A 23,458-nucleotide genomic window follows, 5' to 3' on the forward strand; every position below is an offset into this window, starting at 1 on the left:
AGATTTCTCCCCTCCTTAAGCGATTTTTTCAACCAGCTTCATTTTGTACCATTCCAGGTAGCGCTTGCGTTGCTGGTAATCCGGAACTGATAACAGCAAGCCAATATCAACTTTCTGCAGGGTTTCCATCATCCTAACCTGCTCACCGGTTAGATAGGGACGAATGCTGGTGCCTTTGGCTAAACCCTTTGCTTCTCTAAACTGCTTTGCTGACATCCCGGTAACAATGCGATTAATCATGTCACATTCGTTGCTGAAGTGGTATGGTCTAGGATTTTCATGTAAGAGCTTGATGTTTTCAGTTAATAATGGGAATTCCTTGCGAGCTGTAACAAGAGTTTTAATGAACTGTTCCATTTCGTTAAAACGTTTGATATATATCTCCTTAAACCTCATTGCTTTTTTGCCGGTGTATCCCATAACCAGTATGGTAAATCCATCACGAGTCATCATATAGCAAGGTTGTTTTTTGTTCTGTAAGTTGCGGTAAGAGGACAGCTCAAAATTGAGCCGTGCGAATTCCTCACTCAATCCAGAATTGGTGTCAGTGATTTTTTCAATATCCCGGAGGACGTTTTTATGTTCCTTTTCAAAAAACCTGGCAACAAACCTGCTGTCCGCTCTTGCGGTATCACGGGCATCAGCAAAAACACCATATTTATCCTTTGGAATTAATTCCTTCATCATTTTCCCTCCAATCTGCACTTGGTGCAGTAAACAGCCGTGCCGTACAGATCACTGTCGCTATTGCTGAACACTTCCGCAAGGTCAACTTCTACCTCACACCCGCAGCCAGGACAGGTACAGAACACATTGTCATCGTGAATTTCTGCGGCTATCTCCACAGCATCGTTAATTTTTGCTTTTACATAAAACATGGGTTCTTAACCTCCTTAATCTTTCATATAGTAATTAGTTTCAAAGCCTTCTGCCCGAAGTGGCAGTCCTTTTGCCCAGTTGATATCCTGGCTCATGATTTCCTCCACTTCTTTGAGGGAGCCAAAGCCTTGGGGGACATCTAGTACCACTTCATCATGGACATGAAAGGCAATTTTATATCCGGCTTTATCTAGCCTTAAAAGGGATTCTGCTAGACAGTCCCTGGCGATTGCCTGAATGATGTTTTCTGTGAGCTTCCCGCCGTAGGTGTCAATCCTAGCCCATTTGTTTCCGAGCATGATACCTTCGTAAGTTAATTTATCTTTGTTAAACCGTGTGTCTAATTCAATCCTGGGCTTAACATAGGCGAGATTTCTACCAGAGGGGAGTCTGATAAACAGCACTCCTGATTTGTAGTAGAACTTAAGACCATACTGCATAGTAATTGAAGTCCTGTCTTTTACGGCTCTTATAGCTGCATCTTCTACATCCCACCACAGCTTTACGATATTAGGGTTAGACTCTCGCCAAGCAGCTACAATGGCTGGTAGCTCATCTTCTTTAAGTCCCATATTTAAAGCTCCCATAGCTTTTAAAGCACCAACACTCCCCTGATAGCCACATGCTAAAACTGCTACTTTCCCTTTTTGTCTTAACTCATACTCTGGATTGCCTTTTACGATAAGCTCCATAGGCACTCCAAACATCTTACTGGCGGTCATTTCGTAAATCTTGCCATGGCCTTTAAAGGTATCAACAACCCACTTCTCACCGGCTAGCCAAGCGATTACCCTTGCTTCGATAGCACTAAAGTCAGATATAATAAAGCGATGGCCAGGGGAAGGGACAAAGGCTGTTCTAATTAATTGGGATAAAACATCCGGCACACTGTCGAATAATAGTTCCAAACTTTCATAATCCCCGGCAAGCAGTAGTTTTCTAGCTAAATCCAAATCCTTCATGTTGTTTCGAGGCAGGTTTTGCACCTGCACCAGTCTGCCTGCCCACCGGCCTGTGCGATTGGCTCCATAGTATTGGAGCAGCCCTCTTATCCGCCCATCCCCACCCATTGCTCTGTCCATGGCCTCATATTTCCTAACCGAAGTCTTGGACATATCCTGTCTTAGCTCCAAGACTCGGGTAACGGTGGGGTGGTTGATTTTATTTAAAAGTTCTTCCACATTGGCTTTAGATAGGCTGTCTACTTGGATGTTGTGGTTACCTTTAAGCCAAGTCTTTAACTGGGCCGGGCTGTTGGGGTTTTCAAGCCCAGTTAGATCTATAGCTTCAGCCATTAATTCCTTTTGGTGGATTCCATCACAGCAGATGGCGTTTTCTACTAACTGCCGGTCTACCCGCACTCCATAGTCATTGATCTTCTGGTCTAAAGACCACAGTTTTAGTTCCTTATCAGTCATAGGGTAATTTTCTAATCTTTTACGGATACTTCGCTCCACCACCACATCTTGTTTACAGTAGGCTTTAAAGGTTTCCCATTTTTCCCTGTCATGGTGGGGAAGGTTTCTAGTCCTACCACCATTGGCTTTGGTGGGTTTGCAGGGTATGGAAAAATATCTAATGAGTGCTTTTCCTTCGCTCATCTTTTGGTCAGCTAAACCTAAGCATTTGGCCACCCCGGCAAGGTTTAAAGGAAGCCCTAGAGTTAGAGCATGGGCCTGGCTGCACCGCCACTCTTCTGGTGGCATGGGTTTATTTAAATATTTTGCTAAGCAGGTTCTTTCGAAGTTGGCATTAAAGGCTGTTTTAATTACTGCGGAATCTGTTATGGCATTTGTCACTTCATCCGGAATCTGCTCTCCACTTGCTAAATCGATAACCTCTACTGGGTCATTATTAAAGGCATAGCCAAAAAGTAATATTTCAAAGTCCTCCGCTTGGGTGTAAGCGTAAACCCCACACTTGGTGAGGTCTACGCTAGAATAGGTTTCAATATCGATGCTCAGAATCGTCATTATCCTAAAAAGTCTTCCTCAATTTCCACTGGTTCAAAATCGTCCTCTGGTCTTGATTTGCCACCCAGCGGTCCCCCATCTTCTAACTTTTGAAGGTTTTGAAGCCCACAAGCAATGCCTTTATTCCCATTCACGTTGTATGCATAAAATGTGATGCTGGCTCTACCGTAGCAACCGGAATAAAATTCAGTCTGGTCTAGGATAGGCTCTACATTTTTATCTACAATACCGGGTTTGGTGAAGCTGTTGGCGTTTACAAAATAGCTGTCGGCATAGGCTTCATCATCAGGTCTATCAATATCCCCATCCCTAAGTGGGGTTTTTAAATTGGCTGGGATTTTCTTTCCTAGCTTGGAAGCCCCCTCTTGCTTTGCTACTTCAATAGCGGCCTTAATCTTTTCGATAGTCTTTTTATCTGATTTGGGGATAATTAAACTTACTGAATATTTGGGGTCGCTGCCGTTTACACTCTGCGGCTCCCACACATTGGCGTATGAAAATCTCACTTTTCCGGTAACAACTTTTGTACTCATTACAATTCCTCCTTAAAATCTATTTCAGCGGTGCTTTTAATCGCTGGTCTGTTATCTGATTCCGGTGCAAGCCTTGGTTTGCCCGGTGGTTTAATTATCAAGGTGCCAAGAATTTCATTAAACTGCTTTTTGCCCACAAGCTTTTCCATGGCGGTTATGCCTAAGAGGCTTTTGGTGTAAATCTCTTCTTCATCAAAACCTGCCGCTACTAAAACCTCCGTCACTTCCGCTTCGTCTGCATATCTTCGGTAGCTCCTACCTTCGATTAATTTAAAGCCGGGCCACTCCCTACCATGGTTTACGGCTTGGTCTAGGGCATAGGCCTGGACATCTGATATCCAGCTTTGCAGCTCATCAGCTGCTGCCAATATTTCAACAATCTCATCATCTGTTAAAAGAGGTGGTTTTTTAAAATCATGTTCTGCTAATTTTAGGTTCTCATCTGCCCTAGCTCGGCAGGTGGCCTTAACTTTGCAAAATCGGCAATGTTCCCCGGGTTGAAATGCTCCTTCACCTTTAAAGGCAAGGGCTGCGATTGGTTTGATGGTTGCCTCTCCCCAGTTAGTTAATTCATCTACCGGCATTTCATCAGTGGAAACGCTATCAAGCCTTGGTTGATGAATAGTCATCCTTACAGTTTCAATATCATAGAGATAACCAAACTGGTTGATGGCACCGAGGCATATAGCCTCATCTGGCTGTTATCAATTGCTGAAACTTTAACCCCACGTCCAAATTTAAGGTCGACAATTTCTAATATCCCGTCTGTGATAAGAACTAAGTCCCCGGTGCCAAAACCCTCCGGCACCCAAGAGGAGTAATCTAGTTTGGCCTCCAACAGCACTACTGCGTCTTTGGTACGGGCTTTAGCTTCGTTAATCTTTTCAACGGCAAAGTCCACATAGATTTGCACATCATCCTCTAGCCCTCGGCTGTAAAAGCTATCTTGTTTTAGCTTTTTTAGTTCTGTGTTATACTTAAGATTGGTTAAGTTTCCTAAGTAGTGGGCCAGTTTGAGTTCTGCCAAAGCATGGGCAAAGGTGCCTTCTTTGGCATACTCACTGGCCCTCTCTTCTATTGATTCTTCAAGCCTTGCTGATGGTGGGCAGCTAAGCCACCTGTCAGAGCCGGAGGCGGAAAGTAGGGCGTGTTCTACCAATTAAATCCCCTCCGCATCTTTAAGTAGCTCTGGATACTTGTCCTCAGGTATTTCAGACAGTTTCTTAGCTCCATATTTTGTGATAAGGGCCTTCACTTCTGCCTGCTTGCCACTTTGGGTTAAAGCCGCAAGCTTTGCCCGGACTTGTTCTAATGTTGGTAAATTATCTTCCACCTTTTCTTTAGGTTCATTTCCTTCTACTACATCCGTTAAAGCTTCAATACTATCTGCAAGACTCCGTAGATTTTCCACAACATCTAAAGCTAACTTCATTTTGCTCATTCTTTTCCTCTCCTTTATAGGTGCTTCGCTTCTTTATAAAAGGCCTCATAGTCTTTTTTCTTAACTTCCACTAATTTCGTTGCACCATATTTCTTTAGTAACGCCTTAATTTCCGATACCTTGCCTTTTTTAATTTTTTCTGTGAGTACAATGCTTATATCCTGAATATTAGCCTCATAGGGCTTTACCTCACCTCTTGCTAAAGCACGATATCCAGCTGCTAGTTTTTCTAATTCTTCTGCTAATGCATAATGCAAATCACTCATAGCTCCACCTTCTTTCCTTTAGGCATTCAGAGCAAAATCTTTAATAATGCTGTTCATCACCATTAGGTCATTGCCGGAAAGGTTAGCACACAACCGCTCCAATAGCTCTTGCTGCTCAGGCTTTAGATATTTTTTGTGCAAATAATAGCCATCTGCTACCCTAACACCTCCACCATAACGACCCCGGATAGTTTCTATAGGGTAGGAAAGCGATAGGATGTCAATGTCATTTTTTATAGTTCTAACACTGACGCCAAACTCAATCGCCAAGTTGGACATCGTATCTTGCCTTCTACGGCATAAGGCTTCTATGATTTCCATGCGTCTTTCATTTGGTCCCATCGCTTTCTCACCCCCTTCTATTTGCTCTGTGACTAAAGAATAAATGTTAAATATGCAGGTCTATTTCATGTTTAAAAAAGATATTTAAAATAAAAAAAATAGCCAGATGACCGCTAAATTAATAGCGATCATCCGGCTATTTGGTAGTTCAGAAGACTCCGCTGCTCGGTATGAATCATACTGCTTTGGCTTTTATTTGGTTGTTTTGAAAGTATAAATAGATTAAATTTCTACACTTAGGGCATTTTATTATGAGTTCCGCTTGGGTTGCTGATACAAGGTCAAAAAGTCTTTTATTTGAACAAACAGGGCATCTTACTTTTTTAGCTATAACTCTCACCCCCTTTGGTTTAGTCCTATAAGCATGTATGCGAACGCTATGGGTAAAAAAATATGGTATTACGTGTATTTAAAAGTGTTCACATGCTTTATGGCATACATGGTTTAGACTTGCTATTTTGGTAAGTTGATACCTAGTGTCTGGATTCTAATTCCCGCTGCCTGCTTTGAAACCTGGAAGAAATCCGCTAATTCATCAGTGATAAATTCTGCAATCATGCCTGGGCTAAATCCTTTCCACATAAATTCATTAATCTTTGTTCCAACTCTACCACGGTATTTATTTTTAATTTCTTCCGCTTTTAGCCTGAACATTTCAGCAGGCATAAGGATTGCTGCTGCCAGGTTATCAGCCTGCCATTCCACCCACTCATCCGGCTTTTTGGGTCTATGCACTTTTTCACTAGGACAGCGACATGCCTTAGCTAGGGTTTTATCTTGATAGGAAAGGGTCATGAATCTCAGTTGGTGTTTGTCCCAGTGGACTAATTCATGGGCGATAGTAAACCTTTCTCTGCCTTTGTTATCCAGTTCGACTAGGTCATTTTCAACAAGTATAGTTCCTTTTTCATAGGGGCGTTTAAAATATTTCTTTGTTTCTTTATCATAAAGTTCTACCATACCATTAGAAAATAGCACCATTCCAAGTGTGTCACAGTTTTTGTCTAAGTTTGCATAATCGATTTCCAATCCCATTTTAAACTCTGCAATATCCTCAACAGGAATTGGCATGGGCTTTTCTAATGCTGCGGGACAATACTTTTCTAAAAACTTAGCGGCTTCTATATCCATATCCTTTTTACTTATAATCGGCACTAGGTCTTTACTTAAATTCATCGGCACCTCTCCCCCTATTTATTATAAGCTTCAATTCCATCAATACTAAAATCGGTTAATGTAGCGTTTTCTAGAACGGCACTACAGCTTAATTCAAACCATTGGCATACCGATTCCGTGATATTTTCACCGGCAAAGTAATCTCCTATTTCAATATCACAACTAACTAACATGTTAAAGGCTACATCACTACCATCCTGCTTGATGTTATATACTCGTAGGACTTCAGCCAAATCGAGGCTAGCTTCGAGGACTTCATTAACCTCATTTGCTCTTCGGGTTAAATCGTATTGGTCATAGTTATTCATAATATGATCCTGCAAAAAATCATAGATTTCCTGTTCAAAGTGCTCTGCTAGCATATCCTTAAATAGGTTGTTCACCGGCTATTTCCCCCTTTCTTCATCTAAGGTTTTTATAAATTCTTTCCACGCTCTTTCGGTAATATCACTACTGCCTTCTTTTTCATCCATTCTACGAGCTTTTCTAAGGGCAGTTCTGGCTAGGCCACTGTCCTTAATATAATCGGGTAGATCCATGGGGATCTCATCTCTGTCTTCGGATGCCAAATCTATCATGTGGTATTTTTCTTCTGATGTTAGTTTTAATATCCTAGCCAACTCTTCCAACTTATTAATATTGGGTGGATTCCTTCTCCCTTTTTCAATATCACTCCAATAGGCAGGGGAGAAGTCTAGTAGTTCTGCCATTTTTCTTAAAGTAATTTTTTCTGCTTTTCTTCTTGCTGTGATGAACTCACCAAACTTATTCATTCTTTAACACCTCCTTATCCAAATAAAGATTGATTGTTCTCCTGTTGTTTTCTAATAAAGTTTAGACCTTTTAATCTTATTCTTACCGCTGTTACAGATACATCAAAGAGGTCTGCTAGCTCGTAGGGCAGCACTTCAGCACGTAAATTTAATTCAAAATCGGTGCCTACTTCAAAGTAGTCTTTCTTTAATCCCATGGCTTTGAACTTTTCTTTAACGGCTCTGGTAAAAGCTTTTTTAGGCATTAGTAGGGCTGATGCCATATAGTCAGCTTGCCACTCCATCCAGTCATCATCTGTTTCAAATTGTCTTTTGCCGCTGTTTTCTATGTCGGTACTGCGGCATTTAATTACAGGTTGGGTATCATTTGGTAGGAAATCAAATAAAGACAGCTGGTTTTTATCAATCATATAGATGTGCCGATGTAATAGCCAATGGGATATTTCATGCCCTAGGGTAAAGCGGCCTCGCCTTAGCTGGCCATCGTTTAAAAGGCTGTTATCTACGATAATGGTGCCTTCATCCACCGGTATCTCTTCGGCTTTGTTTTCTTCGGCGTTGTATATAGGAATATAGCAGTTGCAAAATACCGTCATGCCTAGTATTGATTGGTTATGGGTTAAGTCCTTGTAGTCCATTTCTAAGTCCGCATATCCTTCAGCAAAATCCTCAACATCTAAGCTGCCTGGCTCTTCAAGAAGTTTTGGGTTATAATCCTTTATAACCATTTCGGCTAGGGTTTCTATCTCAGCTTTTGAGAGAATTGGCACCCCATTACTTTTTCTTCTAAAGTCTAAATCTATCACATCATACCTCCTCTCATGCTTGTATGCTTGTAAGCTAACATTATTATATACCCAATCATTTCCAATGTCAATGGTAATTTTGTTTTTTTGCAATAAAAAAAGAAGAACCAACCGGTTAAGGTCAGTTCTTCTTGATTGCTACTATTTCTTATAACACAGAGGGACTGTCCCCTTGTGTTTAATAAAAAAGAAGAACCAACCGGTTAAGGTCAGTTCTTCTTGTGTTTGGCGTTAGTTACCTTGTAGCGGTTACTGTCTTGGCACCTTTATTAAGGTTTCCGTTCACATCTTCTATAGTTTCGTCTGCTATCTCAACTGTTACAACATCGCTTAAATTTGCTATTCCTGTAGTAAGAGTTAGCAATACTTTAGTATCTCCGTCAGCTACTGCAGTAGCCCCATCTTCTTCAGTAACACCAGTTACTGTATCCGAAACGCCGTTAACTTTTACTGTAAAGTTAGCAGGTATAGCTGAAGTAGCTTTTATTCCTTCACTAAATGTCACTAGAATCTTGTCAACATCTACTATTTTAGCTGAAAGCATTTGAGGTTTTACGTTTTCAGTAAAGTCTACAGGGTATGTTACAGGATCCATAACGTTTCCGGCATTATCTGCTATGTTCTTAATCTCTAAGCTTCTTTCGCCGTTAACGTCAATAGCTCCATCTCTTAGAGTTAACTTAACTTTTGTTTTGTCTCCATCAAATATAGCGGACACAAATACCTTTTCGCCTTCTACAGTGTAGTTTGCGGTATTTAATGCTGTAGCATTTGTAACTTCTTCTGTAAACTGTATAGTTACAGTATCATTATCAGGTAAGTTAATTCCAGCTAATCCGCTTAGTACTGCTGGCTTAGTTGTATCGGCAATGTCGCCGATAGTAACGTTTATTGTAGTTTGTGCGTTTTTCTTTCCCGCAGCATCTGCTACTAAATTTGCTGGTAGTGTAATGGTGTATTCGCCGTTTGGCATTACAGCACCACTGCCGTCATAGTTTTCAGTATCAATCTTTACAGACTCATCATTTCCATCGCTGTCCTTATCGTAACCACTTACAGCTGCTACTGCAATTCCGCCAGTTAATGTCTTTTGGACTCCATCTACTACGTAAGTCACGGGTGTAAGTGCTGCTGCTGTTACAGTAACATCTTCGTCAAATTCTACAACTATATATCTTGTTCCGCTGATGGTTTCTACTGTTACAGTTTTTACCACAGGTGCCTCTGTATCAGGTACGAAGTTAATTAAAGTGTTGTACGCAGAATCTGTTATAGTGGCAGGATTACCGGATAGATCTTGGAATTCGGTTATATCTACTCTCTTTAAGCCTGATAATGAAGTAAAACCAGCGGTTGTTAAATCCACCGTAACTACTGTCTTATCATCGCTAACAGTTGCATTTGAAGTAGTAACGGCTACTGGAGTGCCAGTTGAGCCGATATTAAGTTTAAATATTGTAGGGGTTGTTTTAATTGGCTCTGAAAAAGTCACTACTAATTTAGAATCATTAACAGCTTCTACGGAAACAACTTCTGGATTAACATTGTCAACAACCTGTTTTTTAAAGCTTACTGTTACGGGGTTTGGACTAATTAGATTTCCTGCAAAGTCCTTTGCTCCCACTATGGTTAATTTGTATTCTTCATCAACTGTCAATCCTGCCATGTTTAGTGTAAATGACTTTTTATCTGTGGCTAAGGTAATAAGACCAGTAATAGAAACAGTTGCACCATTTTTATCTTTTAATGTTGAAATCCCTTCAAGTGTAGTTCCGCTTGTTAAATTCATAGGTTCGGAAAACTCGAATTTTACAGTGTTATTGTCAGGATAAGTTGGTCCACTGATTGTAGGTCTTACAGTATCCTTAAGCGTCACAACAGCTGAATAAGCCTCTATTGGATTACCGTCTAGGTCAGTTACTGCAACCGGAACTAACACAGCGTATTGTCCATCAAAGTACTCTGTTCCACTAGCAGTTATAGTTAGGGTTTTACCATCTTCGCTTAGCTTAGCTTCTGCTGAAGTAGAAGTAATAGCTGGAGCACTTCCGATATTTGTGAAAGTTATATTCTTTAACGTATCAGGTGCACCTGTAGTGATGACTGTGTCTTTTTTCACAGCTTTACTAAACTTAATTTGAACTTCTTTAGCATTAATAGCACTTACACTTACAACCTTAAGTTCCTCGTCAGTGTCTAAATCAACTGGAACTAGGCCTACAACAGCTTCATCTATTCCTGTTCCATCTTGTGTTGCTGCGTCCACCTGCTCAACTTCATAATATTTGCCATTGACTTCAATGACATACTGACCTGGATTGTCTAAAACGTCAGAGAAAAAATCCATGTCGTCTGTCAGGTCAAAAAAGTCATTTCGAGTCAGTGTGTTTTTGTTGATAAGGTCATAATCTTTTGCAAAAGCCACTGTTGTCATGCTCAGTATCAGAGTCAGAGCAAGTAACAGCGATAGCAATCTTTTACTAATTCTCAACATGTGACCCTCCTTTATTTTTTATATATGGGTCTTTGCCCCATTGAGTGGGGCAAAGACCTTATACTTACACTATATATAGTTAGTTATTTAATTGTTACATCTATTACACTACCATCGTTCAGTATAAGTTTTATATCTGTGATTTCGCTACCGAAGTTAACTCTTATAATATCACCTTTGATATTATAATCTCTTACTACACCATTTACTTTTACATTTTTTACTTCGTCAATTCTCGATGAATCGCTTAGAGTGATTTCCGCATATTTTACTCCAAGCAGTGAACCCAGTGTTGCTTCGGCTGTCAGCTCTTCTTCTGGCACTCCTGGCTCATCGTCATCATCTTTAGCAAGCTTCATTTCAGTAACTACGCCGTCTTCTTCTGTAATCTTAGATAGAATGTCGCCTACTTTTAATTGTTTGGCTACGTCTTTTGGTCCTATTGCTATGGTCTTTCCGTCTGCGTCAACAAGTCTTACTCTTTTATCAAGTTCGAGTACTTTCCCGTCTACTTCAATTAATTCTTCGTCAACGTTGATATAGGTTACTTCACCTGTAACTTTAGTATCCGATGAACCATCTTTGCCATCGTATACTACTGCTGCGACTACTATACCATCATCAAGTGCAAAGTCAATTCGTTTGTTTGCATACTCTTTAAGTTTTGTTCTACCAATCTTCTTATCTAAGTCGCCATCTTTGTCTTTGTTATAGAGCACGGCCGCACTGTCTACTTTGTAGACCTTGCCGTCGATGGTAACAAAGCCATCGTCGTATTTCTTAAGAATTTTATCATCATAGAGCTTAGAGGTCTTTAGCACGGCCTCATCTTTACTATTGAGGTTAAATGCTACGACTACACCTTTCTTGAAGTCTGCCGCATCATTTACCTTGTAGTCTTTTTCGCCTTCGCCAAAGACGTTGATTGTTGCATAGTAAGAACTGCCTGATTTGTAAGGCTTATCGGTTACTACGCCGTAGAAGTAATCTTCTTCGGTTCCTTCAAAGGCCTTATTCAGCATAACAATAAGGTCTGCATCTTTACCAGCCTCACCAAATACGACAGCTTCGTTATATTGGCTTACACCAATAGATACGAATCTATCAACGGATATGGTCTCAGGATCTAACTCACCATCTTCGTTTAGTGCTTTCATTATTACTGTATCACTTGAAATATAGAAGCTTTCTCCATTAAGTTTGAAGGTTTTCTTATCAGTGTCTTTTGTAAGTTTTCCTTCGAATATTACTTCGGAAGCTTTTACATCACTGTCATATGATTTTCTGGATGTAATATCGGTTCCTTCTATTACAGCATATACTGACCTTTCTTCAGCAATTTCGCTGTCGGATGTCAGCTTGTATTTCAATGCTGCATATTGCGGAGTATTAGCATTATATTTTAAGTCTGTTAACTCATCGAACTCTTTTGAGCTCTCGGCTACATAGTCTACTTCTTTGCCTTCTTTGTTGAAGACTGTTAATGTAGGATATCTGCCTGATTTTGCATAGGTTACTATGCCGTAGAGGTTACCGCTGGTAGCCTTGGCAGCACCTGTTACAAGCAGTACTCTTCCGCGAAGGTCGAGAACCAGCATTACATCTTCGTCAACGAAGTCTTCAACTGCTTCTAAGTCTGCCCATTCTTCGTAGTTATCGCCTTTATCGAGAGTGATTAGAGCTTTTGTACCCTTAAAGCTGCCTCTCTTATATTCCTTGCCGTCAACTTTAATCTTATCTTCTTTTACACTGTCAACATTACCTTTTACGGTTTCGTTCTTAACTATGATGTAAACATCATCGTCGTCGCCTTCCCAGAAGAAAATGGCGGAGTCTTCGTCGATGTCTTTTACATCAGCTTTTGTGAAGTCGGGATTGTAGATGTATACATCATCATAGTCGCTAAGGTCTACTTCGTCTTCATCGGTATTTATGTTGATGAATTCGATAACCTTGCCGTCGACCGCTGTTACTACACCTACTTCGTCAAAATCAAAGAGGTTAGCAAACGCAACCTGACCTCTGTCGAGGACAAACTTGCCGTATGCGTCTTCAGGTATCTCGTCGAGATCCTTTTCTTCAAAATTGACATAGGCAACAGCGCTATCTGCCCATTTGTATGCTTTATCTGCTTCCTTCAGATAGATTTCATCTTCGTCGCTCTCCTCAGCATCAACCGCATCGAGGAGGATATCTTTATCTTCTGTAGAAACCTCTACGAAGAACACCTCGTCATCATCGTTGACCCATGCATCTACCTTAAGACCGAAGATTGCTTCGGGATTGACATCAGCTATAAGTGTGTAGATGTTGGAATCTACTTTTTTACCGTTTTTGTCATATTCGGTAAGTTCTATTTCGTCATCATCCAGTTTGTCGTTGACTCTGGCGATTTCGGTTACTCTTACATCTTCCAGTTCATCAACATCCATCTTGGATAAGAAGGTCTTGTCGCCTTCGACATACTGTTTCAGATCGCCATAGCCGGTCTGCTCTAAGTGCTTTATGGTCAATGAGTTGTCGATCATCTTGACAACATCACCGCGGATAGCCGGTGCGTCTGGTGCTGAGCTGACCTTGTCAAATAGTCCCAGGTCATCGGCTTTGCCCATTACGCCTGCAGGCCATGGAGCACCTTCTACGGTTACGCCGTAGTTCATGGCATAAAGAATCATCTTAGCCATTTCTGCATATGTTACGTTGGCATTTCCTCTGAATGTGCCATCGGGATAGCCGTTGATGATTCCCTGGCCTACTCCCAGGTTTATGTAACCCGTGGCCCATTCCAGCGAGGGATCAGGATTTACATCTGCAAATTTGGTCTGACCCTTCATTAGTTCTGCGGAAGTTTCCAGACCGGAAACCCTGATAATTATAGCCAGTGCTTCTGCTCTGGTAATCGGATTTTCTAGGTTAAGATTGCCTTGAGCATCGCCCTTTAAGTAGCCGAGAGCCATGGCTCTTACTACTTCTGTAGGCAGGTCTTTTGTGTCAGTTGTTGTAGCTGCGAACCCTACGCTGAATGTGCTCATTACAAATGTAAGCACGAGCAGGGTTACGAGTAATTTTTTTGCCTTTCTCATACTCAAATCCTCCTTTTAATTTTTAAGAAAGTAATACTTGCTAAAAAGGCTTTTCTCAGTCCTCTCGGTGCCATCCCCCCTTTAAAAAATAATTATTAAAAGTTGAGTTTTATCCTTCTTTCAATCTTTTTAAAAGCACTAAAACAGAGCAATAATTATATAATTGCTCGACAGATTGAAAGTTAAAGGCAGATTCGAAAAACTTGAGGTCATTTTGCATTTTGTATATTTCGATAACAAGGATGAATTTTCCTGCTTTGTTTAGTGATTATGTGAAAAATTTATTTATAACAATGAGCTCTGTTCCAGATTTGAGTATGCCTTGGAACTCATTATTAAATTATCAATGTGCAACATCTAGAATTATTATAGCATCCGTCTGGCTGCTGGTCAACATTTTTAGGGGAAATGTAATATAAATGTAATATCTGTAAATATATATTTTTCTTCATTTCTCACTGTCATAAAACTTTTTGGCGGTTTCAGCCATATTTTTCAGCGATTCCTTTACCTTGTCGTGAAATTCTTCAGCCTGCATGCCTGTCATTATTTCTATGACATCGTCGATGGTTTCGGCCGTATAAATATGAAACTTATCTTCATTTGGCGGCTGCTACCACTTCAGGTTTCAGCATGAGGTTTGTGATATTTTGGCAAGGAATGACCACACCTTGAGTTCCGGTAAAGCCTTTCAGTTTGCACGCGTGATAAAAGCCTTCTATCTTATAGGTGGTACCCCCTACCGGCTGGATTTTCCCATGCTGGTCCAGCGAACCGGTGACCGCTATATCCTGGCGCACCGGCACCGATGCAATAGCCGACAACAGTGCCATAAGCTCGGCACAGCTTGCACTGTCCCCTTCTATGCCGCCGTAATTTTGTTCAAATGTTAAGCTCGCCGATATACTCAAAGGAATACTGCGGGCATATTTTTCTCCCAGATAACCTGTAAGAATCATAACTGCCTTGTTGTGAATTCGACCGCTCATTTTAGCCTCGCGTTCGATGTTCACCACACCGGCATTGCCCATGTAAACTCGAGCCGTAATGCGTGAAGGCTGACCAAAAATATAGTCGACGGTGTCAATTACCGAAAGGCCGTTGATTTGTCCGGTAGCAAAGCCTTCCGTATCCACCAGAATCTCTTCTTTTTCAATCATCGACAGCAGCCGCTCTTCTATGCGATTTGATCGGTAAATCTTTTCTGATACGGCCTTTTCTACATGTTCTTTTGTAACAAGGCTGCTGCCGTCAAGCTCCGCCCATGTGCTTGACTCATAAAGCACTTCAAGAATTTCATTAAATCGTGTGGAAAGTTTTGTTTTATCCTCCGCAAGGCGTGAGCTGTAGTCAATTATCTCGGCAACACCGTTTGTGTCAAAATGCAGAAGGCCGCGAGTTTTTACAATTTCGGAAATGAGTTCCGCATATTTTTTTATATTATGCGGGTTTCTCTCCATTTCTACATCAAAATCAACTTTTACCTTGAAAAGTTTTTTAAAGTCCTCGTCATATACATTTAAAAGACTGTAAATATAGGGGTTGCCTATGAGGATAATCTTCACATCTATCGGAATCGCCTCGGGCTTTAATGTTACGGTAGGAAAGAGGAGGTATTCCTGCCCTATATTCTCAATCTGCGACTCACCGTTGTTCAGTGTCCTTTTAAGGGCGTCCCATGCAAACGGCTCTTTAAAAAGGTCTGCAGCTTGAATTATGAGGTAGCCGCCGTTTGCTTTATGAATTGCACCGCTTTTTATAAGCATGAAATCCGTAACAACGGTTCCAAGGCGGGCTCTTCCTTCTATCTTACCAAAGAGATTATAATATGTAGGATTTGTTTCAAATATTACCGGTGCATGTGCCGTAGCTTTATTGTCCACAAAGAGATTTATGCGGTACCGCAAAAAAAACTCAGATGCACCTGTTGTGCCGTATAATGGGACGATTTCATCGCCGTCTTGCTTTTCTTTCCTATCCTCTTTTACAATCATCAGGTTAGCTATAAGGTCGTTTTTTACTGCTTTAAGGTAATCGATGATTTTAGCGTTGTCTTTGTACACTGCGTTCATTTCTTCAAAAAGCGGGTTTATGGCGGCAAGTGCTGTGCCTTTTTCCAGTTCATCCATTTCTCTCCTGGCTGATTTATCAAGTGCCCGCATTTTTCGTATGGCTTCATCTATTTTATTTTGCAGATTCCTGCCTTTTTCCTCAAGCTCTTTTTTCTGTTCAGTCGTAAGTGTTTCGTATTCTTCTTGGCTCATGGGTTTTGGGTTTGAATCGGAAAGCGACAGCGGTATTGCTATAATGCCTTGAACAGTTTTCTGAAGTGCAAACCCTTCGGCTTTAGCAATTTCGTCTAAATTTGCAATTATTTCCATGGATTGTTTCTGATAGCGGTCAATAATCTCCTGCCGCTGCTCTTCAAAGCTGTCATCGCTAAATGCTCTTGATATTTCAGAACGAATATCATAAATAAGTTTTTCCATATCCTTTGCAAATTCAGAGCCTTTCCCCGCCGGAAGGTTTATGGCAATGGGCCTTTCCGGCTTTAAAAAGTTATACACATAGATGATATCATCAGGTATCGGCCTGCCCTGAGCAGCTTTGGCAACCGCCGCTCTGGCATAGCTTGTTTTCCCGGTACCGGTAAGGCCCGTCATAAAAATGTTATATCCTTTAAGGTCTATCTTTAGGCCAAACTCCATAGCCCGCACGGCCCGCTCTTGACCGATGATGTCCGCAGGCGGAGTTAGGTCTTTTGTTGATTGAAAAGAAAGAACCGATTTATCGCAGGTTTCTCTAAGTTGGTCGTGTGTAAGCTTTTTAAGCATATATGCACCTTCTTATCTTTTTTTTGCTCGGCGGAAAAAGTTTACCACATCTTTTCTTATTTTGCGGTAAGCCGGAATCACCTGCACCCACAGGTAGTAGAAAAACGGAGAAAGCGGCATGTCGAATTCCCCGATAAATTCGGTAAATTCGCCGTTAAATCCCTTTTTAAATCTATACAGCCCATATAAAGGGTTATCTGGTGAAAGGTCCCCGGATACCCCCCGAAAATCATACATGGTGCAGTTGTTTTGTTTTGCCCACTCAATCATTGCCCATTGAAGGGCATAGTTAGGCATGACATTGCGGTCTTCATTGGACGACGCTCCATATATGTACCATGCCTTGTCGCCGAAAATAAAGGCCAGCGTCCCCGCTATATACCTTCCCTCATACTCTGCCATAAATAGCCGTGCAAGCCCATTTTCCACCAACTCATCCCATAGTGTTTCAAAATAGTCAAAACTTCTTACAAGAAACTCATCGCGAATACAGGTTTCCTCCAGGATATCATAAAACGGCTTTAAATCCTCCCTACGTCCCACCTTGACCGTGACACCTTTGCGCTTTGCCAGTCGGATATTGTAGCGGGTTTTATGGTGGAAATCGGCAGCAATTTCTTCCAACGGCTTGCTTATATCCAAGCGAAAAACAAATTTAGGCTGGACGCCATCGAAATCCTTGCCTGAATCAATAAGGTTAAAGCCCAATGAGCGAAGGTTTTTTACAACTTCATCGTTGGGTGCCTTTATATCCGGGTCTATCTTTAATAAAATAGCCCCATGCTGTTTTGCCATAGATTTTATTTTTGTAAAGAGAAATCTAAGCGTATCTTTATCAGTATAGTCGGCTACAGGTCCTCTGGGAGCATAAAAAATACATTTGTTAAAACCCGGAATGGGCAGTTTCCTCTTTAATATAGAAATTCCGGCTTTAGGTTTGCCCTCATCCATGACAAGCAGCCTGATAGGTTCCCATCCGGTGTGCAGCTTTACTTCGCCCCATTCATAGGACTGAAGCACATGTCCTTTAGGCCCCCAAGCCATAAAATCGTTAAAAAATTTCTTCTCATCTTGATTTATGATTTTTATTTCCATTATATGAATAACCTCCGCTAAATGTTTTACCCCGACCTTTATTATATATTATACATGATTTATTCGACGATTAAATAAAGTATTACAAAAAAGGACCGGTAAATTTTGCTTACCGGCCCTTTTGGAAGGCTTAGATTTTTATTACATTCATGATTTTATCAAGTTTATCCGCATCTTCTCCGAGTCTTAGCACCGAGGAAGCAATTTCATCCAGCAGCTTCTGCTGTTTTTCTATTGAATCAATTATGGTTTGTGCCTGATTGGAGCCGTCCAGGCTGATATCAGTCATCTTTTTAAAGGACTCGCTGGTGCTTTCTGTGCTGGCCGCCATCTGCTCCGTTGCTGCGGAAATCTCCTGCATCTGTTCTGCCACTTTTCCAACGGCAACCAAGATTTGCTCAAAGGTTTCGGCGGCGGATTTCACTGCTTTAATACCGTTTTCTACATTGGCCGAACCTTGGTCTTTTGCCTTGACAGCTTTATCCACTTCATTTAGAACAGTGCCGATGAGCTGCCCTATCTGTTTTGCGGCATCGCCTGACTGCTCGGCAAGTTTCCTTATTTCATCTGCCACAACGGCAAATCCCCGACCCTGCTCGCCTGCTCTGGCGGCTTCAATAGCGGCATTTAATGCCAAAAGGTTGGTCTGGTCGGCTATGCCGGTAATGGTTTCTACAATCTGACCGATAGTTTCGGAGCTTTCTCCCAAAGACTTTATGACCGAGGCAGTATAATTACTTGATTCTTTGATTTTGCCCATCTGTAAAGTTACCTGATCCATAGCAGTGCGGCCGGATTCGGCAAGTTGAGATGCATCGGAAGCCGTTGCGGCTGCTTCAGAGGAACTTACGGCAATCTGTTCGACCCCACCGGTCATTTGCGACAGCATATCCGACATGCCGTCTATTAAGTCTTTCATTTCTTTAAGTCTGTCGGTAATATGGTTCAAGGCATTCTTTATGGATGTTTCAATATTTGAAGACATTTCCTTGCTCTGATGAGTTATCTTTCCAATAGAAGCAGCTGATGCCAACATATCTGCTGTGGTATCCTTGGCATTTTTCAAAATCTTTCTTACCTTGTCCAAAGAATCATTATACACATCAGCCAGTGCACCTATGTCATCCCCAATAATCCTTTTAGCCTTGACAGTAAAGTCACCCTTTGCTATGGCGCTTAAGCTCTGCTCTATAGCTTCCAACGGGCGTGAGGCCCCTTTTGTCACTAAAAAAGATATAATACCGGAAACTAAAACTGCTGCGGCTGCTGCCAGCAGATTATTTGTACTTGCAAAGTCTTCCCCGTGAAAACAGTATATGTATCCACCCAAGGAAAAGGCCACCAACAGCATTGTAATTAAAACCACTCTTAGTCGAATTCCTTTCACGACTCTTCCTCCTTTTCAGAAAAGTAATATATATATTATTAGACAAATATCTGGTTTTTCCTGCTAATTTTTTAAATTAACGGCAGCTTTTATGAAGTTGGTAAAGAGTGGATGGGGCTTATTGGGTCGAGATTTGAATTCCGGATGAAACTGGGTTCCTAAAAACCACGGATGTTCTTTAAGCTCTATTATTTCGACAAATTTATCATCCGGTGATATACCTGATAACACTAAACCAAAATTTGTAACGACTTTTCGATAATCGTTATTGAACTCGTAGCGGTGGCGGTGCCGTTCGCTTATAAGTTCTTTGCCGTATGCCGCCATGGCTATGGTATTTTCGGCAACTCTGCAGGGATAGCTGCCTAAGCGCATGGCGCCCTTGACATTAAGTGCTTTTTCTTCCGGCGGAAAATCTATGACAGCATGAGGGGTTTCAGGATTTATTTCGGTGGAATGGGCGTCTTTCAAACCGCATACATTTCGCGCAAACTCTATTATTGCACACTGCATACCTATACCTATGCCAAAAAACGGAATCTTGTTTTCTCTGGCATATTCAACGGTCTTTATCATACCCTCTATACCCCGCTCGCCAAAACCTCCCGGAACTATTATTCCGTCTATATCATAAAAAACCGATGAAAGCTTTTCACTTTCCTGCTCAAGCTCTTCCGAATGAACCCATTTGATGTTAACCTTGGCATCATTGGCCGCACCGCCGTGGCAAAGGGCCTCAACCACACTAAGGTATGCATCGTGCAGTTCCACGTATTTGCCTACCAGCGCTATATTCACTTGTTTTAAAGGATTTTTTATCCTCTGCACAATCTCTACCCATTCGGCAAGTTGGGCTTTTCTGCCGTCTACGCCCAGCTTTTTTGCAACTATCTCATCAAGGCCTTCATCTTTAAGTATGAGAGGCACTTCATAGATAGTTTCGGCATCATAGTTCTGGATGACGCATTCCGGCTCAACATTACAAAACAGTGCAATCTTTTCTTTTAAATCTTTGGGTATGGCATATTCCGAACGGCAGACGATGATATCAGGCTGTATACCGATACTGCGAAGCTCTTTTACACTGTGTTGGGTCGGTTTTGTTTTTAGTTCACCGGCTGTAGAAATATAAGGTACAAGCGTTACATGAATATAGAGCACATTGTCGCGCCCCACATCTGTCTTCATCTGTCTTATGGCTTCCAAAAACGGAAGACCTTCAATATCGCCGACAGTGCCTCCTATTTCGGTAATGACCACATCGGCTTTGGATTCTTCGCCAACGCGAATTATTCGTTCTTTTATCTCGTTGGTTATATGTGGAATGACCTGCACCGTTTTTCCGTGATACTTGCCCTGCCGCTCTTTGTTTATTACCGTCCAGTAAATCTCCCCTGTGGTTATATCACTGTTTTTGGTAAGACTTACATCAATGAAGCGTTCATAATGGCCTAAATCAAGGTCGGCTTCTGCCCCGTCATCGGTTACGTAAACCTCGCCATGCTGATAGGGACTCATTGTTCCCGGATCCACATTAATATAGGGGTCACATTTCTGCATAGTGACAGATAGACCCCTACTTTTTAAAAGGCGCCCCAGCGAGGCCGCCGTTATACCTTTGCCTAGGGAAGACACTACGCCTCCCGTTACAAATATATATTTGGTTGACATGAATAAATCCCCCTTGATATTTATCCGTACATGAAAAATCTCATACACTTTATTTTAGCTATCTATAAGGGTGATTGTCAATAGCACCGGAGCTTTTATTTTAGTAAAAATCCCCGAAGAATAAAACCTCTCAGGGGATTTGACGATAGTTTTCAGACTCATAATGATGGCTGCTGTGAGTTTTGTCCCGAACCGTTTTTTATTCGTAATTTAGAACTACTATACGATTCTGATTATCAAGGGTTTCGGGGTTTATCTCTATGGTATTGGAATCTAAGTGCTCCACATCACCCATCTTCTCTACGAACTTATCCACCGGATCTATGGGCATGCTGACAGCCGGTGTTCTAAAATGCATGGGAATGGTAATCTTGGGGGAAAGCTGTTCTATCAATGCAGCAGCTCCATCGGCATCCAGGGTAAAGGTTCCTCCTACCGGAATCATGATTACATCCACATCGCCGATTTCTTCTATCTGGGTTTTTGAAAGTAAATGCCCCAGATCTCCTACATGGCATACTCTAATACCATCGATCTCAAAAGTGTAGATTATGTTGGGACCTCGCTTGGCTCCCTTGGCTTCATCATGAAAAGCCGGGATACCCTTTATACTTATACCGCTTATAGCACATTCACCTGTAGATTTTACAACCTCCGGGTCGCCTTGAATTCCCTCCACATAATTATGGTCATAATGGTCATGACTTACGGTTACTATATCTGCTTCAACCATCGGTATCTTATAGCCCACACTTCCGTCGAATGGGTCGGTAACTATCTTTGTGCCATCTTTTGATTCCAAAAGAAAACAGGAATGGCCGAACCACCGAATTTTCACGACTGGAAAACCTCCCTTTCATTCAAGGTTTTAGTTTATATATATCTCTATAAAAAAATATCCTAACTATAATATATTCTTGGTAAAAATTGAAATTCCTTCTTTGCACCGTTATTTTATCCATTTCTGCCAGTTCCAATTCTTGGATGAACCCTACATGCGATCCGGTGCACTGATTCCTAAAATCGCCAGTGCGTTTTTAATTACCTGCTGGACAGCCATAACCAGCAAAAGTCTGGCGGTTGTCAAATCTTGAGCATCTGTCAGCACTCGGCATTTATTATAAAAGGAATGAAATGCCGATGCCAGTTCTTGAGAGTATACGGTAATACGGTACGGAGCAAGATTGTCGGCAGCAAGCTTTATTTCACCGGGAAAGTCGGCAAGTTTTTTAATGAGCTCTATTTCGGACTCCTCAATTAATAAGTCTGCATATTTATTCATGTCATTTTGTGTAAGATTATTTACATTGGGTATATCTACTCCCTGTTCTTTTGCCTGCCTGAGTATGCTGGATATGCGGGCATGGGCGTATTGAACATAGTATACGGGATTGTCGTCAGATTGTTTTATAGCCAAATCCAAGTCGAAGTCCAAGTGGGTATCGGCACTTCTAAGGTTAAAGAAAAACCTTGCGGCATCTTTTCCCACTTCTTCCACAATGTCGGCTAAGGTAACAGCCCGACCGGTACGTTTGGACATACGGGCTATCTCGCCATTGCGGTAAAGCCTGACCAATTGCATGATGATAACCGTAAGCTTGTCCGGGTCATAACCCAAGGCTTCAAGAGCCCCCTTCATTCTGGCTATATGCCCATGATGGTCTGCTCCCCAAATATTTATTACCCAGTCAAAGCCTCTGTCAAATTTATTCTTATGATAAGCTATATCCGATGCAAAGTATGTAGGCAAGCCATTTGCCCTTATCAATACCTCATCCTTTGTTTCTCCAAACTGTGAAGCTTTAAACCAAAGGGCACCATCCTTTTCATAGGTGTATCCCCTGTCTGTCAAAATCTTTATAACCTCATTTACCTTTCCGCTACTGTGCAAGCTCTGTTCTGAAAACCATACATCAAAATGAACTCCAAAGTTTTCCAAATCCTTTTTCATGCGCTCTATATTTTTCTCGAGCGCGTAATTAATAAAGTAGGCTCTGCGGGTGGGAGAGTCCATATATAAAAACCTGTCGCCTTCCTGCTCAATCAAGTCTTTCATATGTTCTATTATGTCTTCACCGTGATAGCCGCCTTCGGGGATTTCGCCCTGCTTGCCCATCAGCTCGAGATAACGGGCTTCCAATGAAAGGCCGAAGTTTTCAATTTGATTGCCGGCATCATTTATATAGAACTCCTTTGTTACATCAAATCCTACCATTTCTAAGATTGATGCCAGGGCATCACCTAATGCCGCACCCCTGGCATTGCCCATGTGCATAGGGCCGGTGGGGTTTGCACTTACAAATTCCACCTGAACTTTTTTACCTTCACCTGTGTTGCAGCGCCCGAAGTCGCTGCCATATTTTAGTATATCCGAAATCACAGCATTAACCCAAGTAGGTACTAAGTAAAAATTGATAAATCCGGGACCTGCAACCTCTATTTTTTCAATTAAGTTGCTATGTGTAGTATCAACTCTTTCGGCAATGACCTCTCCGATTTTTCTGGGAGGCATTTTAGCTTCCCTTGCCAAAATCATAGCGATATTTGTGGCAAAATCTCCATGGCCCTTGTCCTGAGGAACTTCAATATGAAAATCAGGTATGTCCTTAATCGGCAAAGCCCCATCGTCAATGGCTTTATTTAAGGCAGACATTACAATATCCATTAATTTCTGCTGAACTTGTGTCTTTAAGTCCTTCATAAGA

At 41.5% G+C, this 23,458-nt stretch carries 19 protein-coding genes and 1 pseudogene; all 20 read right to left on the reverse strand.

Features of this window, described 5'->3' with window-relative positions; genetic code table 11:
* Positions 1 to 15: 15 nt before the first annotated feature.
* Positions 16 to 684 carry a Rha family transcriptional regulator gene (locus tag TEPIRE1_RS12195; RefSeq protein WP_013779461.1) on the reverse strand — a complete coding sequence of 223 codons (669 nt, stop codon included), beginning with the start codon at positions 682 to 684 and terminating at the stop codon, positions 16 to 18.
* A complete protein-coding gene (locus TEPIRE1_RS12200) occupies positions 684 to 878 on the reverse strand; it encodes a hypothetical protein (protein WP_013779462.1) in 195 nt (64 codons plus the stop codon). Before TEPIRE1_RS12200 ends, TEPIRE1_RS12195 begins: the two co-directional genes overlap by 1 nt.
* A 15-nt stretch (positions 879 to 893) precedes the next feature.
* Positions 894 to 2,852 (reverse strand): DNA polymerase, encoded by a 1,959-nt coding sequence (locus TEPIRE1_RS12205; protein WP_013779463.1) that lies wholly within the window; start codon positions 2,850 to 2,852, stop codon positions 894 to 896.
* Positions 2,852 to 3,385, reverse strand: coding sequence for a DUF2815 family protein (locus TEPIRE1_RS12210; protein WP_013779464.1), 534 nt, complete (start codon positions 3,383 to 3,385; stop codon positions 2,852 to 2,854). Before TEPIRE1_RS12210 ends, TEPIRE1_RS12205 begins: the two co-directional genes overlap by 1 nt.
* Positions 3,385 to 4,544 (reverse strand): annotated as a pseudogene (locus tag TEPIRE1_RS12215) (DUF2800 domain-containing protein). The gene TEPIRE1_RS12210 and the pseudogene TEPIRE1_RS12215 overlap by 1 nt, the downstream one beginning before the upstream one ends.
* Positions 4,545 to 4,826 (reverse strand): hypothetical protein, encoded by a 282-nt coding sequence (locus TEPIRE1_RS12220; protein WP_013779466.1) that lies wholly within the window; start codon positions 4,824 to 4,826, stop codon positions 4,545 to 4,547.
* A 14-nt stretch (positions 4,827 to 4,840) separates the two neighbouring features.
* The gene (locus TEPIRE1_RS12225) at positions 4,841 to 5,092 is read right to left on the reverse strand and encodes a hypothetical protein (protein ID WP_013779467.1); all 252 of its coding nucleotides are present in this window, start codon (positions 5,090 to 5,092) and stop codon (positions 4,841 to 4,843) included.
* Between the two features lie 18 nt (positions 5,093 to 5,110).
* Positions 5,111 to 5,434, reverse strand: coding sequence for an HTH domain-containing protein (locus TEPIRE1_RS12230; protein ID WP_013779468.1), 324 nt, complete (start codon positions 5,432 to 5,434; stop codon positions 5,111 to 5,113).
* Positions 5,435 to 5,887: 453 nt separating this feature from the next.
* On the reverse strand, positions 5,888 to 6,610 hold the full coding sequence (locus tag TEPIRE1_RS12235; RefSeq protein ID WP_013779469.1) for an ImmA/IrrE family metallo-endopeptidase: 723 nt from the start codon (positions 6,608 to 6,610) through the stop codon (positions 5,888 to 5,890).
* Positions 6,611 to 6,624: 14 nt separating this feature from the next.
* Positions 6,625 to 6,993, reverse strand: a complete 369-nt coding sequence (locus TEPIRE1_RS12240) for a hypothetical protein (RefSeq protein WP_013779470.1) — start codon at positions 6,991 to 6,993, stop codon at positions 6,625 to 6,627.
* 3 nt (positions 6,994 to 6,996) lie between these two features.
* Positions 6,997 to 7,383: a helix-turn-helix domain-containing protein gene (locus tag TEPIRE1_RS12245; protein ID WP_013779471.1), complete on the reverse strand. Its 387-nt coding sequence runs from the start codon at positions 7,381 to 7,383 to the stop codon at positions 6,997 to 6,999.
* Positions 7,384 to 7,397: 14 nt separating this feature from the next.
* Positions 7,398 to 8,189, reverse strand: coding sequence for an ImmA/IrrE family metallo-endopeptidase (locus TEPIRE1_RS12250; protein ID WP_013779472.1), 792 nt, complete (start codon positions 8,187 to 8,189; stop codon positions 7,398 to 7,400).
* Between the two features lie 235 nt (positions 8,190 to 8,424).
* Positions 8,425 to 10,683 (reverse strand): Ig-like domain-containing protein, encoded by a 2,259-nt coding sequence (locus TEPIRE1_RS12255; protein WP_013779473.1) that lies wholly within the window; start codon positions 10,681 to 10,683, stop codon positions 8,425 to 8,427.
* Between the two features lie 83 nt (positions 10,684 to 10,766).
* Complete coding sequence (locus TEPIRE1_RS12260) at positions 10,767 to 13,766, reverse strand: S-layer homology domain-containing protein (protein ID WP_013779474.1); 3,000 nt, start codon at positions 13,764 to 13,766, stop codon at positions 10,767 to 10,769.
* A gap of 599 nt (positions 13,767 to 14,365) precedes the next feature.
* A complete protein-coding gene (locus TEPIRE1_RS12265) occupies positions 14,366 to 16,600 on the reverse strand; it encodes a Lon protease family protein (protein WP_015295926.1) in 2,235 nt (744 codons plus the stop codon).
* 12 nt (positions 16,601 to 16,612) lie between these two features.
* Positions 16,613 to 17,695 (reverse strand): lipid II:glycine glycyltransferase FemX, encoded by a 1,083-nt coding sequence (locus tag TEPIRE1_RS12270; RefSeq protein WP_013779475.1) that lies wholly within the window; start codon positions 17,693 to 17,695, stop codon positions 16,613 to 16,615.
* Positions 17,696 to 17,825: 130 nt separating this feature from the next.
* Entirely contained in the window at positions 17,826 to 19,082 is a 1,257-nt protein-coding gene (locus TEPIRE1_RS12275) for a methyl-accepting chemotaxis protein (RefSeq protein ID WP_013779476.1), read from the reverse strand.
* Positions 19,083 to 19,145: 63 nt separating this feature from the next.
* Positions 19,146 to 20,753: a CTP synthase gene (locus TEPIRE1_RS12280; protein WP_013779477.1), complete on the reverse strand. Its 1,608-nt coding sequence runs from the start codon at positions 20,751 to 20,753 to the stop codon at positions 19,146 to 19,148.
* Positions 20,754 to 20,952: 199 nt separating this feature from the next.
* Entirely contained in the window at positions 20,953 to 21,591 is a 639-nt protein-coding gene (locus TEPIRE1_RS12285) for an MBL fold metallo-hydrolase (protein ID WP_013779478.1), read from the reverse strand.
* A gap of 153 nt (positions 21,592 to 21,744) precedes the next feature.
* Complete coding sequence (argS, locus tag TEPIRE1_RS12290) at positions 21,745 to 23,454, reverse strand: arginine--tRNA ligase (protein WP_013779479.1); 1,710 nt, start codon at positions 23,452 to 23,454, stop codon at positions 21,745 to 21,747.
* Between the last annotated feature and the right edge of the window lie 4 nt (positions 23,455 to 23,458).

Origin of the sequence: Tepidanaerobacter acetatoxydans Re1 (genome assembly GCF_000328765.2) — a bacterium.
In the GTDB taxonomy this organism is placed as follows: Bacteria; Bacillota; Thermosediminibacteria; order Thermosediminibacterales; family Tepidanaerobacteraceae; genus Tepidanaerobacter; species Tepidanaerobacter acetatoxydans.